Genomic DNA, 13,264 nt, shown 5'->3' on the forward strand with positions numbered 1-13,264 from the left:
GCGCGTCGTTCAGGTCGCGACGGGTTCGCGCTGCGGCACGGCCTTCGCCGGCACGGGCATGTGCTTTGCCCAGTCGATGATTTCCAGCGTGCCGTCGGCATGCTCGGCCAGCGCGGTCAGGCTCTCGACCCAGTCGCCGTCGTTGCAGTAGAGGATGCCGTCGATGTCGCGCATCTCGGCGTGGTGGATGTGGCCGCAGACCACGCCCTGCGCGCCGCGCTTGCGGGCTTCGCGGGCCACGGCCATTTCGAAGTCGCCCACGTAGCTCACCGCGCGCTTGACCTTGCCCTTGAGGTACTTCGAAAGCGACCAGTACGGCAACCCCATGCGTGCGCGCAGCGAGTTGAGGTGGCGGTTGAGCTTGAGCGTGAATTCGTAGAGCGAATCGCCCACGTAGGCGAGCCACTTGGCGCACTGGATCACGCCGTCGAACAGGTCGCCGTGGATGATCCACAGCTTGCGACCGTCGGCGGTTTCATGAATCCATTCATCGGCCACGTCGATGCCGCCGAAGTTGTGGTGCAGGTACTTGCGCGCGAACTCGTCGTGGTTGCCCGGAATGAAGATCACGCGCGTGCCCTTGCGCGCCTTGCGCAGCAGCTTCTGGATCACGTCGTTGTGCGCCTGCGGCCAGTACCAGTGCCGCTTGAGCTGCCAGCCGTCGATGATGTCGCCGACCAGGAACAGGGTTTCGCACTCGGTGTGCTTCAGGAAGTCGAGCAGCGCACGCGCCTGGCAGCCGGGCGTGCCCAGGTGCAGGTCGGAGATCCACAGGGTACGGAATTGCAGGGGTGGACGAGCGCGATCGTCGTCCTCCGGGTCGAGGGCCCGGGTCGCGGTGTCGCGCCATGCGCGAAGGAAAGCGTCGTCGCGTTGCATGGACGGGTAGGCTCCCACCGCGGCGTGACCGCATGATGGCGCTGCCGTGACACTCCGGTGACGCGTGACTGGCCCTTGGCTTCGCATTTCTCCCTCCCCCGGAACGGGAAGGAGCAAGACCCACTCAATCCACGCAGCGCTGGATTTCGACCGTCGAGTGGCGGATTTCCTCGTGCATCGAGAAGCAGGCGCGCACCTCGTCGGCCGTCAGCGTGGGCGAATGCGTCACCACCGTCAGCGCGCAGGCATAGGCGTCGCGCCCCACGCGCCACACATGCAGGTCGGCCACGCGCGTCTTCGAACCGGTCAGCATCGTCTCGACGCCTTCGCGGATTTCTCCGGTGACGGGGTGGTCCATCTCGCGGTCGAGAAGCACCTTGCCGGTTTGCTTCAGCAGCCCCTTGGCCCAGACCGCCACCAGCACCGCGCCGACGATGCCCATCGCCGGGTCGAGCCAGGCCCAGCCGTAGAACCAGCCGCCGAGCAGCGCCGCGATGGCCAGCACCGAGGTGGCGGCGTCGGCGACGACGTGCAGGTAGGCAGAGCGCAGGTTCAGATCGTGGCCGTGATCGCCGTGTGCATGGTCGTGGTCGTGGTCGTGCCCATGTCCGTGGTCGTGCCCGTGATGATGGTGGTGATGCGCCCCGCCCAGCAGCCGCGCGCAGACCAGGTTGACCACCAGCCCCAGCACTGCCACCGAAATGGCTTCGGGGTAGAGGATCGCCGAAGGCGACCACAGCCGCTCCAGCGAGCCGGCCACCATCAGCACCGCGATGCCCAGCAGCACCAGCGCGCTCGCGAAGCCGCCGAGCACCTCGATCTTCCAGGTGCCGAAGGCGAAACGCGGGTCGCGCGCATAACGGCGTGCTGCCGCATACGCGAACGCGCTCAGCCCGATGGCCAGCGCATGCGAACTCATGTGCCAGCCGTCGACCAGCAGCGCCATCGAATTGAACCACCAGCCGGCGCCGATCTCGACCATCATCATTGCGGCGGTGATCCACATCACGAGGCGCGTGCTGCGCTCGGCCGAAGAGGTGTCGGCGCCGAAATGATGATCGTGCTGCCAGGCGCTCAGGTCATGGGTGTGCATAAGGTTCAAGCTCCGAAAAGATCGGGCCCCTCGGCGCGGCCCGAAGGCGGCGCCACGCCCAGGTGCCGGTACGCCGCCAGCGTGGCGATGCGCCCGCGCGGCGTGCGCTGCAGGTAGCCCTGCTGGATGAGGTAGGGCTCGATCACGTCCTCGATGGTGTCGCGCTCCTCGCCGATGCTGGCCGCGACGTTGTCGAGCCCCACCGGGCCGCCGTCGAAGCGATGGATCACGGCTTCGAGCAGCTTGCGGTCCATCAGGTCGAAGCCCTGCGGGTCGACGTCGAGCATGGCGAGCGCCCTGTGTGCGATGTCTTCGGTGATGCGGCCATTGCCCTTCACGTCGGCGTAGTCGCGCACGCGGCGCAGCAGGCGGTTGGCGATGCGGGGCGTGCCGCGCGAGCGGCGGGCGATCTCGAAGCCGCCGGCCGTGTCGGTCTCGACCTTGAGCAGGCCCGCGCTGCGATGCACGATCAGCGCCAGCTCTTCGGGCGTGTAGAACTCCAGCCGCGCGACGATACCGAAGCGATCGCGCAGCGGGTTGGTCAGCATGCCGGCGCGGGTGGTGGCGCCCACCAGGGTGAAGGGCTGCAGGTCGAGCTTGATGCTGCGCGCGGCCGGCCCCTCGCCGATCATGATGTCGATCTGGTAGTCCTCCAGCGCGGGGTACAGGATTTCCTCGACGACCGGGCTCAGGCGGTGGATCTCGTCGATGAAGAGCACGTCGTTCGGCTCAAGGTTGGTCAGCAGCGCGGCCAGGTCCTTGGGCTTCTCGAGCACGGGGCCGGAGGTCTGGCGCAGGTTCACGCCGAGCTCGGCCGCGATGATGTGCGACAGCGTGGTCTTGCCCAGGCCCGGCGGGCCGAACAGCAGCACGTGGTCGAGGGCTTCCTGCCGCTTGCGCGCGGCGCCGATGAAGATTTCGAGCTGCTCGCGCACCTTGGCCTGGCCGACGTACTCGTCGAGCAGCTTCGGTCGAAGGGCCCGTTCGATCGCCTCTTCGTTGGGCGAAGCGGGGGCAGCGGACACCACGCGTTGGGGGGCGGGCGCGAAGTCGTCGGTCTGGATGGTCATTGCGAGGGGGTTCTTCGACGGCGAGTTTAGTGCCTGCCACACTGGCAGAATGCTCCGGCCGTGTATCCGGCCATATAACAAGCGAGGAGAAGCCAGCACGTGTCGATCTACGAACTGAAGCCGCGTTTCCAGGCCCTGTTGCGGCCGCTGGTGGTCCGCCTGCATGCGATGGGCGTCACCGCCAACCAGGTCACGCTGGCGGCATGCGTGGTGTCGGTCGCGCTCGGGCTCCGGCTCTTCTTCACGGCGCCTTCTCTGCGTGCCTTCGCGCTCATTCCGCTGTGGATGTTCCTGCGCATGGCCTTCAACGCCATCGACGGCATGCTGGCGCGCGAGCACAACCAGCAGAGCAGGCTGGGCGCCTTTCTCAATGAACTGACCGACGTGGTCTCCGACGCAGCGCTCTACCTGCCCTTTGCGCTGGTGGCGCCGTTCAGCCCGTTCTGGGTCGGCGCGGTGATCGTGCTGGCCGGGCTGAGCGAATTCGCCGGTGCGCTGGGCCCCACGGTAGGCGCCTCGCGCCGCTACGACGGCCCGCTGGGCAAGAGCGACCGGGCCTTCGTGTTCGGCGCGCTCGGCCTGTACGTGGCGCTGGGCTGGCCGCTGCCGGGCTGGACGGCCTGGCTGATGCCGCTGCTGGCCGCGCTGGTGGCCTGGACCACCGTCAACCGCATCCGCCGCGCGCTGGCCGAAGCCGACGCGGCCGGCCGCCACTGAACAAGACAAGATCCAAGGATCACAGGGATTCAATGAACGACACCACTCCACGCCTTGCCGCCGAGCATCACTTCCAGACGCACGACGGCGAATCGCTCTTCTACCGCCACTGGCCGGCCACCGGCGCCACGCGGCGCGGCGCCATCGCGCTGTTCCACCGGGGCCATGAGCACGGTGCACGCATGGCGCATCTGGTCGACGAGCTGGAGCTGCCCGACTTCGACTTCTTCGCCTGGGACGCGCGCGGCCACGGCCGCTCGCCCGGGCAGCGCGGCTACAGCCCCAGCTTCGGCACCTCGGTGCGCGACGTGCAGACCTTCGTGCAGCACATCGGCAGCGCGCACGGCGTGCCCGAGCAGGACATCCACGTCGTCGCGCAGAGCGTGGGCGCGGTGCTGATCGCCACCTGGGCGCACGACTACGCACCCAAGGTGCGCGGTCTCACGCTCGCCTCGCCGGCCTTCAAGGTGAAGCTGTATGTGCCGTTCGCGCGCGCCGGGCTCGGGCTGATGCACAAGCTGCGCGGCCTGTTCTTCGTCAACAGCTACGTGAAGGCGAAGTTCCTCACGCACGACCCCGAACGCATCGCAAGCTACGAGAGCGACCCGCTGATCTCCCGACCCATCGCGGTCAACATCCTGCTGGGCCTGTACGAGGCGGCCGACCGCGTGGTGACCGACGCCAATGCGATCACGCTACCGGTGCAGCTGCTGATCTCGGGCGCCGACTGGGTGGTGCACCACAAGCCGCAGCACCAGTTCTTCGAGCGCCTGGGCAGCGCGGTGAAAACCAAGACCGAGCTGCCGGGCTTCTTCCACGACACGCTGGGTGAGAAAGACCGGGCGCCGGCGGTGGCCTCGATCCGCGAATTCATCCTGCAGCGCTTCGACGAGCCGGCCGTGCCGGTCGACCGCCGCGAGGCGCACCTGAGCGGCGACACGGCCGACGAATCGCGCGCACTGGCCGAGCCGCTGTCGCCCCTGTCGCCGCGCGGCGCCTACTGGGCGATGACCCGCGCCGGGCTGAAGCTGGGCGGCACGATGTCCGAAGGCATCAAGCTGGGCCACGCCACCGGCTTCGACTCCGGCAGCACGCTCGACTACGTGTACCGCAACCACCCCCAGGGCAGCTCGGCCATCGGCCGCTCCATCGACAACACCTACCTGAACTCCATCGGCTGGCGCGGCATCCGCCAGCGCAAGATCCATGTCGAGGAGCTGATCCGCGTCGCCATGGAGCGCCTGGCCGAAATGCACCGCGAGGTGCGCGTGATGGACATCGCCGCAGGCCATGGCCGCTACGTGCTCGATGCGGTGCTCGCAAGCCCCGTGAAGGCCAGCTCGATCCTGCTGCGCGACTACAGCGACATCAACGTGCGCGACGGTCGCGCACTCATCGCCGAGAAGGGCCTGGAAGACGTCGCGCAGTTCGTGCAGGCCGACGCCTTCGACCGCATGAGCCTCGCCACCGTGGCGCCGCGCCCCACGCTGGCCGTGGTGTCGGGCCTGTACGAGCTGTTCCCCGACAACGAGATGGTGCGCCGCTCGCTCGCGGGCGTGGGTGATGCGGTGGAAGACCGCGGCTATCTCGTCTACACCGGTCAGCCCTGGCACCCGCAGCTCGAGATGATCGCGCGCGCCCTCACCAGCCACCGCCAGGGCGAAGCCTGGGTGATGCGCCGCCGCACGCAGCACGAGATGGACCAGCTGGTGGAAGAAGCGGGCTTCCGCAAGATCGACCAGCGGGTCGACGAGTGGGGCATCTTCACCGTGTCGCTGGCGGTGCGCGTCGCGCAATGACCGCCTCTGCGGCACGACGGCCCTGGAAGCGCGCGGCCGCATGGCTGGTGTTCTTGGGGCCGCTGTTCTATGCGACCTACGGCCTCGCCAACTGGTGGGCCACCACGCGCGCCAACGTTCCGTCGATGGCTTTCGAGTGGGAGCGGCAGGTGCCTTTCTGGCCGTGGACGATCTTCCCGTACTGGACGATCAACGTCTTCTACGCGCTGTCGCTGTTCCTCGCGCGCAGCCGGCACACGCTGGACCGGCATGCGCTGCGGTTGGTGACGGCCACGCTCATCGCCTGCAGCTGCTTCATCGTCTGGCCGCTGCACTTCAGCTTCGGGCAGCCGCCGGTCGAGGGGGCACCAGCCTTCCTGTTCAATGCGCTGCGCGGCTTCGACCAGCCGTTCAACCAGGCGCCCTCGCTGCACATCGCGCTGGCGGTCATCCTGTGGGACTGGTACCGCCAGTTCATTCGGCCCCTGTGGGCGCGGCTGGTGCTGCACCTGTGGGCCTTCGCCATCTGCGCCTCGGTGCTCACGACGTGGCAGCACCACTTCATCGACATTCCGACCGGCGCGCTGCTCGGCCTGTTCTGCGTGTGGCTGTGGCCGCTGGAGCGCGTGGTGTCGATGCCGCGCGCATGGTGCTGCACGCGGGACGCCCAGCGCTGGAAGCTGGCGGGGTTCTACGCGGCCGGCGCGGCGCTGCTCCTGGCTGCCGCGCTGCGTGGCGGCGGCGTCGCGCTGTGGCTCGCATGGCCGGCCGCATCGCTCGCGCTGGTGGCGCTGAACTACGCCGGCTTCGGCGCCCGCGGCTTTCAAATGGACGGCCATGGCCGCATGGCCTGGGCAGCGCGCTGGATGCTGGCGCCCTACCGGCTCGGCGCCGCCGTCAACGCCTGGCTCTGGACGCGCAGGCTGCCTGCCTCGGTCGAGGTGGTGCCCGGCCTGCGGCTCGGCCGCCGCCCGACGCACGCCGAATGGCTGGCCGCCGGGCAGCCCCGGCTGGTGAGCCTGTGCGCCGAGTTGCAGATGCCGGCCGTCGTGCCGCATGCGCGCTGCGTGCCGCTGCTCGACCTGACAGTGCCGCCCACCGTGCGCCTGCAGCGCGCGGCGGCCGTCATCGAAGGCCAGCGGCGCAGCGCGGATGGTGCGACAGTGTGGGTCTGCTGCGCGCTCGGCTTCTCGCGCAGCGCGGCCGCGGCGATCGCCTGGCTGGGCCGCTACGGCGCGGCCGGCGGTGCTGCCCAGGCCGAGGACGCGGTGCGCCGCGCACGGCCGCAGATCGTGCTGCGAGGTGCGTGGCGCCTGTCGCTGGAGCCCTTCAAGCCTTTGCCGGAGGTGCCGCCCCATGACCGATGACAACGAACGAACCACCTGCGCCGCGCTGGCAGGCCTGCTGCGCGCCATCGCGCTGCTGGCCCTCTGGGGCTTCGCGCTCACCTGCATCTCGGCGCTGGTGCTCGCGCTGACGCTGCGCTCGCTCTCGACCACAGCCACCATGGGCTTCGGCGCGGTCGTGATCCTCGGCGCGCTGGAGCGCTACTTCGCGTTCCGGTTGCGCTTCGACGAGGCCCTGTTCGACGGCCTCGCGCGCGGCACCGTCGCCTCGCTCGATGCGCTCGATCGCGCGCTCTCGGCCCTCGGGCTGCGCGAGCCGCCGCCGTCGCAGCACGCCCCCCGCCCGCTCGACGACCGCGTGCAGGGCACCCGCCAGCTCATGCAGCGCCACGCCATCGTGGTGGCCTGCCAGAGCGCCCTGTTCCTACTTGCCTTGATGACACAGGACTTGTCATGACTCTCCCCCAGGCTTGCCCACTGCGTGTGGCCTCCTCCCCCCTCGCCGGGGGCCGCACCGGCGGCCCGGCGAAGCCGGTTCCGCGGTGCGCACCGAACCAAGCGCGCACGCCGGAGGCAGCACTTTGAGCGACAGGACAGAAAAGCCCGACAGCACGGTGCTGCGGCGCGGCCTCGCCGTCGTGGCCGGCAAGCTCATCATCGGCGCCGCCGGGCTGCTGACCGGGGTGCGCGCCATCTGGTCGGGCACCACGCCGAAGGCCGAGCAGACGCTGTACTTCGCCAACCACACGAGCCACGGCGACTTCGTGCTGCTTTGGGCCACGCTGCCGCCCGACCTGCGCGGACTCACGCGGCCGGTGGCGGGGCAGGATTATTGGGAAGCCTCGAAGCTGCGCAACTTCATCGGCAAGGACGTGTTCAACGCGCTGATGATCCGGCGCGACGGCTCGGGCCAGGGCGGCAACCCGGTCGACCAGATGAAGGACGCGCTGGAGGGCGGCGACTCGCTCATCATGTTCCCCGAGGGCACTCGCAACACGGGCGAAGACATCCTGCTACCGCTGAAAAGCGGGCTGTTCCACCTGGCGCGCGCCTGCCCCCACGTGCGGCTGGTGCCGGTGTGGATCGAGAACCTGAAGCGCGTGCTGCCCAAGGGCGTGCTGGTGCCGATTCCGCTGGCCTGCACGGTGCGCTTCGGCACGCCGATCACGCTGGCGGAAGGGGAAGAGAAGGTGTCGTTCCTGGCCCGCGCGCGCGCGGCAATGCTCGACCTGCGCCCCGAATACGACCGCCTCGAACCCAACAGCAGGCAGGACGGAGGGACGGCCGCATGATCGAGCTCTCTCCTTTCGCGTGGACCACGCTCAGGCTCTTCGGTGGCGTCTTCGGCGTGCTGGTGCTGGCCTCGTCCATCGGCGCGCTGCTCAAGTGGCGGGTGGCGAGCGGCCAGCCGCATTCGGTGATCGACAACCTCAACTCGCGCGTCAATGCATGGTGGGTGATGGTGGCGGTGATCGGCATTGCCTTCGCCTTCGGCAAGGGCGGCGTGATCGTGCTGTTCTACCTGATCTCGTTCTACGCGCTGCGCGAGTTCATCAGCCTGGCCTACACGCGGCGCGGCGACCACGCGGCGATCGCGCTGGCCTTCTTCGTCGCGCTGCCGGGGCAGTACTTCCTGATCTGGATCGACTGGTACGGGCTGTATTCGATCTACATCCCGGTCTATGCCTTCCTGCTGCTGCCCATCCTGGCGGCGATGGGCGGCGACACGCAGCGCTTCCTGGAGCGCACCTCCAAGATCCAGTGGGGGCTGATGGTGTGCGTGTTCTGCATCAGCCACGTGCCCGCGCTGCTCACGCTGCAGATTCCGGGCTTCGAGGGCCGCAACCTGCTGCTGATCGCGTTCCTCGTGATCGTGGTGCAGGGCAGCGACGTGCTGCAGTACGTGTGGGGCAAGCTCTTCGGCAGGCGCAAGGTGGCGCCCGAGCTGTCGCCTTCCAAGACCTGGGAAGGCCTGGTCGGCGGCGTGGCAAGCGCCACCGCGCTGGGCGCGGCGCTCTACTGGGCCACGCCGTTCAACCCGTGGCAGGCGGCGCTGATGGCGCTCACCATCTGTTTGATGGGCTTCTTCGGCGGCCTCGTCATGTCGGCCATCAAGCGCGACCGCGGCGTGAAGGACTGGGGTTCGATGATCGAGGGCCACGGCGGCATGCTCGACCGGCTCGACTCGGTGATCTTCGCGGCGCCGATCTACTTCCACGCGCTGCGCTATTGGTGGGTGCCGTGAGCACGGAACGCGTTCCGCACGACACGCCGATCGAGTGCAGCAGCGCTGCGTCGTGGGCGCGCTGGCTCAAGCGCCACCACGCCAGCGCCGCCGGCGTGTGGCTGCGCATCGCAAAGAAGGAGAGCGGCATCGCCTCCATCGACTATCCCGCCGCGCTGGAAGAAGCGCTGTGCTGGGGCTGGATCGACGGCCAGCGCAAGAGCGAGGATGCGCAGTACTTCCTGCAGCGCTTCACGCCGCGCACCAGGCGCAGTATCTGGTCGCAGATCAACCGCGCCAAGGTGCTGAAGCTCATCGACGAAGGCCGCATGCAACCGGCCGGCCATGCCGAGATCGAGCGCGCGAAGGCCGACGGCCGCTGGGATGCGGCCTATGAGGGCGTCAGTGCGGCGACGGTACCGCCCGACCTGCAGGCTGCGCTCGATGCGAACAAGAAGGCCGCGAAGTTCTTCGCCACGCTCGATTCGCGCAACCGCTTCGCGGTGCTGTTCCGTACCCAGGGCGCGAAGAAGCCCGAGACGCGGGCGCGGCGCATTGCGCAGTTCGTGGAGATGCTGGCCAAGGGCGAGAAGATCCATCCCTGAGTGCCCCTTCTGGGGCGCGTGCGAAGGCCACCGGGTGCTCCCCTCCACGAATGCCCCCCGTCGGCGTGAGCGCGCCCTGAATCACGCTCACTTCGCCAGCGACTTCAACGCCAGCTTGATCCCCTCGCTCACGGTCGCATCCTTCGGCAGCGCCTTGAGTGCGAGCGCAGCTTCCTTATCGCTATAGCCGAGCGCGACCAGCGCCTGGAGGATGTCGGCCTGCGCGTCCGACGCCGCGTGCGCAGGCAGGCCGATGTCGGCACCGAGCTTGCCCTTGAGTTCCAGCAGAAGCCGCTCGGCGGTCTTCTTGCCGATGCCCGGGATCTTCACGAGCCGGCCCAGTTCCTGCGTCGTGATCGCCTGCGACAGTTCGCCCACGCTCATGCCCGAAAGCAGGCCCAGGGCCGTGCGCGGCCCCACGCCGGTGATCTTGATGAGCTGGCGAAAAGCCGCCCGCTCCTCGGCCGTGCCGAAGCCATAGAGAATCTGCGCGTCCTCGCGCACGACGAAGTGCGTGAGCAGCGACACGCGCTCGCCGGTGCCGGGGAGGTTGTAGAACGTGCTCATCGGCACATCGACCTCGTAGCCGACGCCGTTGCAGTCCACCACCACCTGCGGCGGATTGCGCTCAGCGAGCGTGCCGGTCAGTTTGCCTATCATGGGTGCCCTTTTTCCTTGAAATGTCCGGCGTGATTCTGCGACACACCTTTACCCCACTGAACAACTCGCGCCTCGGCCACCTGTGCGGACCTCTGGACGCGCACCTGCGCCGCATCGAGGAAGCGCTGGGCGTGAAGATCGCGCACCGCCACGAACAGTTCAAGGTCGACGGCCCCAAGGCCTCCGCGCAGCGCGCAATGGACGTGCTGCAGGCGCTGTACGAAATCGCCCAGCGCGTCATCGATCCGGCCGTGGTGCAGCTCACGCTGGCCGGCGACGGCTCGATGCTCGACGGCGACGACGACCTCGCGATGCTCGTCACCCGCCGCACCGACCTGCGCGCGCGCACGCCCACGCAGGCGCTGTACCTCGACAACATCGCCAAGCACGACATTACCTTCGGCATCGGGCCGGCCGGCACCGGCAAGACCTATCTTGCAGTGGCCTGCGCGGTCGATGCGCTCGAGCGCGCCGCCGTGCAGCGCATCGTGCTGACGCGGCCCGCGGTGGAAGCGGGCGAGCGGCTCGGCTTCCTGCCTGGCGACCTGACGCAGAAGGTCGACCCCTACCTGCGCCCGCTGTACGACGCGCTCTACGACCTGATGGGCTACGAGAAGGTGCAGAAGGCATTCGAGCGCAACGCGCTGGAAATCGCGCCGCTGGCCTTCATGCGGGGGCGCACGCTGAACAACGCCTTCGTGATCCTCGACGAGGCGCAGAACACCACCGTCGAGCAGATGAAGATGTTCCTCACGCGCATCGGCTTCGGTGCCAAGGCGGTGGTGACGGGCGACGTGAGCCAGATCGATCTGCCCAAGCAGCAGCTGAGCGGCCTGATCGATGCGGAGCGCGTGCTCAAGCGGGTGAACGGCATCGCGATCACGCACTTCACGAGTGCGGACGTGGTGCGGCATCCGCTGGTGGCGAAGATCGTCGATGCCTACGACGGCCAGCGCAAGCGCGCGGGAGGCCACTGAGATGGCCGCCTCCAGGCTCCCCGCACTTTCGCTCTCGCTGCAGTTCGGGCGCTTCAAGGGCGTGGAACGCCACCGCGCCGCGCTGCCGCGCCACAGCGTGACGCGCTGGATCCGCCATGCGCTCGACATCGACGGCGAGATCACCGTGCGCATCGTCGATGCCGACGAGGGCCAGCGCCTGAACCGCGAGTTCCGCGGCAAGGACTACGCGACCAACGTGCTGACCTTCGACTACGCGCAAAGCCCGCTGGTGATGGCCGACCTCGTGCTGTGCGCGCCGGTGGTGGCGCGCGAGGCGAAGGAAAACCGCAAGACGCTCGCCGACCACTACGCGCACCTGCTGGTGCACGGCACGCTGCATGCGCAGGGCTGGGACCACGAGACCAGCGAGGCCGACGCCGACGAGATGGAAGCCTACGAGATCGAGATCCTCGCGGGGCTGGGCATCCGCAGCCCGTACGGCAAGTAGATGGCGTCCGCTACGCCGCCATCTGCAGCGGGATGGTGACGGGCCCGTCGTTCAGCAGGTGCACCTGCATGTCGGCGCCGAACTCGCCGGTGGCCACCACCGGGTGCGCGGCGCGTGCCTGCGCCACGAAGTACTCGTAGAGCCGGCGTCCCTCATCGGGCGGCGCGGCCTGAGTGAAGCTGGGGCGGTTACCGGCGCTGGAATCGGCCGCCAGCGTGAACTGGCTCACCACCAGCAGGCCGCCGCCGATGTCCTGCACGCTGAGGTTCATCTTGCCGGCGTCGTCCGAAAAGATGCGCAGCTTGAGGATCTTGGCGAGCATGCGGTCGGCCAGCGCATCGGTGTCGCCGCGCTCGGCGCACAGCAGCACGAGCAGGCCCGAATCGATGGCACCGACGGTGCGGCCCGCAATATCGACGCGCGCATTCGCCACGCGTTGAAGAACAGCCTTCATAGGGGGTGATGTTCGCCGGCCTGGGTGGCGCGGGCTTCCATGGTCAGGGGCAGGAGCTGGATCGTGACGCGCAGGCCGGGCACCGCGTCCATCAGGGCCTGCTCCAGTTCGTCGCGCATGCTGGCGGCGTGCTGCAGGGTCCAGTGGCCGGGCACGTGCATGTGCAGGTCGGCAAAGCGGCGCTGGCCGGCGCTGCGCGTCACCATGTCGTCGAAGCGCAGCCGCGTGCCTTCGGGCATGCGGGCGGCAAACGCGTCGAGCGTGGCGCGCACGGTGGCAAGGGTCTCGGCGTCGAGCGCTTCGTCCATCAGACCCTGCGACGAGCGCCACACCAGCTTGACGCCCTCGCGCACGATGTTGAGCGCCACGCCGATGGCCAGCACCGGGTCGAGCCAGAGCCAGCCGCTGAATTGCACGCAGACGATGCCGACGACCACCGCGGCGGAAGTCCACACGTCGGTCATCAGGTGGCGGCCGTCGGCCTCCAGCGCGATCGAGCGATGCGTGCGGGCCGCGCGGAACAGCAGGAAGGCCAGGCCGGCATTGAAGCCCGAACTGATCACCGACAGCGCCAGGCCCCAGCCCAGTTGCTCGAGCGGCTGTGGCGTCAGCAGGCGTTGCACCGAGACCCAGAGGATCGCGATGGCCGCGCCGACGATCAGGATGCCCTCGAAGCCCGAGGAGAAGTACTCGGCCTTGTGATGGCCGTAGGGATGGTCGTCGTCGGCTGGCCGCTCGGCGATGGTCACCATGGCGAGCGCGAACATGGCGCTCGCCAGGTTCACGAAGGACTCCATCGCGTCGGAGATCAGGCCCATCGAGTTGGTCACGTAGCCTGCCAGGCCCTTGAGCACGATCGTGATCAAGGCCACGGCGACGGAAACGCGCAGCAGCGTCTTAGGGGTAAACGTCATGTAAAAATCATCGGAAATTGGGCAATAGGCCACACGAAAAGCGGTAAAAGGCCGCAAGAACTGCCTGAATTATCGGCC

15 protein-coding genes are annotated in these 13,264 nt (G+C 68.5%); 9 read left to right on the forward strand and 6 right to left on the reverse strand.

The annotated features are described in order from the left end of the window. Positions 1–9: 9 nt before the first annotated feature. The 3 genes from ACCC97_RS09515 to ruvB form a co-directional block, all read right to left on the reverse strand. Positions 10–879 (reverse strand): UDP-2,3-diacylglucosamine diphosphatase, encoded by an 870-nt coding sequence (locus tag ACCC97_RS09515; protein WP_413314841.1) that lies wholly within the window; start codon positions 877–879, stop codon positions 10–12. Positions 880–1,003: 124 nt separating this feature from the next. After that, entirely contained in the window at positions 1,004–1,972 is a 969-nt protein-coding gene (dmeF, locus tag ACCC97_RS09520) for a CDF family Co(II)/Ni(II) efflux transporter DmeF (RefSeq protein ID WP_413332493.1), read from the reverse strand. 5 nt (positions 1,973–1,977) lie between these two features. Further along, positions 1,978–3,042, reverse strand: coding sequence for a Holliday junction branch migration DNA helicase RuvB (gene ruvB, locus ACCC97_RS09525; RefSeq protein WP_042672563.1), 1,065 nt, complete (start codon positions 3,040–3,042; stop codon positions 1,978–1,980). A gap of 99 nt (positions 3,043–3,141) precedes the next feature. On the opposite strand from ruvB, the gene ACCC97_RS09530 reads away from it, so the two are divergent. The 7 genes from ACCC97_RS09530 to ACCC97_RS09560 all read left to right on the forward strand — a co-directional run bounded on the left by ACCC97_RS09530 (position 3,142) and on the right by ACCC97_RS09560 (position 9,712). After that, positions 3,142–3,759: a CDP-alcohol phosphatidyltransferase family protein gene (locus tag ACCC97_RS09530; RefSeq protein WP_007827985.1), complete on the forward strand. Its 618-nt coding sequence runs from the start codon at positions 3,142–3,144 to the stop codon at positions 3,757–3,759. Positions 3,760–3,791: 32 nt separating this feature from the next. Continuing rightward, positions 3,792–5,558 (forward strand): bifunctional alpha/beta hydrolase/class I SAM-dependent methyltransferase, encoded by a 1,767-nt coding sequence (locus ACCC97_RS09535; RefSeq protein ID WP_007827983.1) that lies wholly within the window; start codon positions 3,792–3,794, stop codon positions 5,556–5,558. Continuing rightward, positions 5,555–6,904 (forward strand): phosphatase PAP2/dual specificity phosphatase family protein, encoded by a 1,350-nt coding sequence (locus ACCC97_RS09540; protein WP_007827982.1) that lies wholly within the window; start codon positions 5,555–5,557, stop codon positions 6,902–6,904. Before ACCC97_RS09535 ends, ACCC97_RS09540 begins: the two co-directional genes overlap by 4 nt. Further along, on the forward strand, positions 6,894–7,340 hold the full coding sequence (locus tag ACCC97_RS09545; RefSeq protein ID WP_413314847.1) for a hypothetical protein: 447 nt from the start codon (positions 6,894–6,896) through the stop codon (positions 7,338–7,340). The genes ACCC97_RS09540 and ACCC97_RS09545 overlap by 11 nt, the downstream gene beginning before the upstream one ends. Positions 7,341–7,464: 124 nt before the next feature. Beyond that, complete coding sequence (locus ACCC97_RS09550) at positions 7,465–8,175, forward strand: lysophospholipid acyltransferase family protein (RefSeq protein WP_007827978.1); 711 nt, start codon at positions 7,465–7,467, stop codon at positions 8,173–8,175. Next, a complete protein-coding gene (locus ACCC97_RS09555; protein WP_007827976.1) occupies positions 8,172–9,128 on the forward strand; it encodes a phosphatidate cytidylyltransferase in 957 nt (318 codons plus the stop codon). Before ACCC97_RS09550 ends, ACCC97_RS09555 begins: the two co-directional genes overlap by 4 nt. Further along, positions 9,125–9,712, forward strand: a complete 588-nt coding sequence (locus ACCC97_RS09560; RefSeq protein WP_007827974.1) for a YdeI/OmpD-associated family protein — start codon at positions 9,125–9,127, stop codon at positions 9,710–9,712. Before ACCC97_RS09555 ends, ACCC97_RS09560 begins: the two co-directional genes overlap by 4 nt. 87 nt (positions 9,713–9,799) lie before the next feature. On the opposite strand, the gene ruvA is transcribed toward ACCC97_RS09560, so the two are convergent. Next, positions 9,800–10,372, reverse strand: coding sequence for a Holliday junction branch migration protein RuvA (ruvA, locus tag ACCC97_RS09565; RefSeq protein ID WP_007827972.1), 573 nt, complete (start codon positions 10,370–10,372; stop codon positions 9,800–9,802). A gap of 29 nt (positions 10,373–10,401) precedes the next feature. Here ruvA and ACCC97_RS09570 point away from each other — a divergent pair, with 29 nt between their 5' ends. Together ACCC97_RS09570 and ybeY are read left to right on the forward strand one after the other, a co-directional pair. Then, positions 10,402–11,349: a PhoH family protein gene (locus tag ACCC97_RS09570; protein WP_042672571.1), complete on the forward strand. Its 948-nt coding sequence runs from the start codon at positions 10,402–10,404 to the stop codon at positions 11,347–11,349. A 1-nt stretch (position 11,350) separates the two neighbouring features. Continuing rightward, a complete protein-coding gene (ybeY, locus tag ACCC97_RS09575; protein WP_007827968.1) occupies positions 11,351–11,818 on the forward strand; it encodes an rRNA maturation RNase YbeY in 468 nt (155 codons plus the stop codon). 10 nt (positions 11,819–11,828) lie between these two features. On the opposite strand, the gene dtd is transcribed toward ybeY, so the two are convergent. After that, positions 11,829–12,272: a D-aminoacyl-tRNA deacylase gene (gene dtd, locus ACCC97_RS09580; RefSeq protein ID WP_007827966.1), complete on the reverse strand. Its 444-nt coding sequence runs from the start codon at positions 12,270–12,272 to the stop codon at positions 11,829–11,831. Continuing rightward, positions 12,269–13,186, reverse strand: coding sequence for a cation diffusion facilitator family transporter (locus ACCC97_RS09585; RefSeq protein WP_007827964.1), 918 nt, complete (start codon positions 13,184–13,186; stop codon positions 12,269–12,271). Before ACCC97_RS09585 ends, dtd begins: the two co-directional genes overlap by 4 nt. Positions 13,187–13,264 lie beyond the last annotated feature (78 nt).

The sequence above is a fragment of the Variovorax sp. Varisp85 genome (assembly GCF_047304045.1).
GTDB lineage: Bacteria > Pseudomonadota > Gammaproteobacteria > Burkholderiales > Burkholderiaceae_C > Variovorax.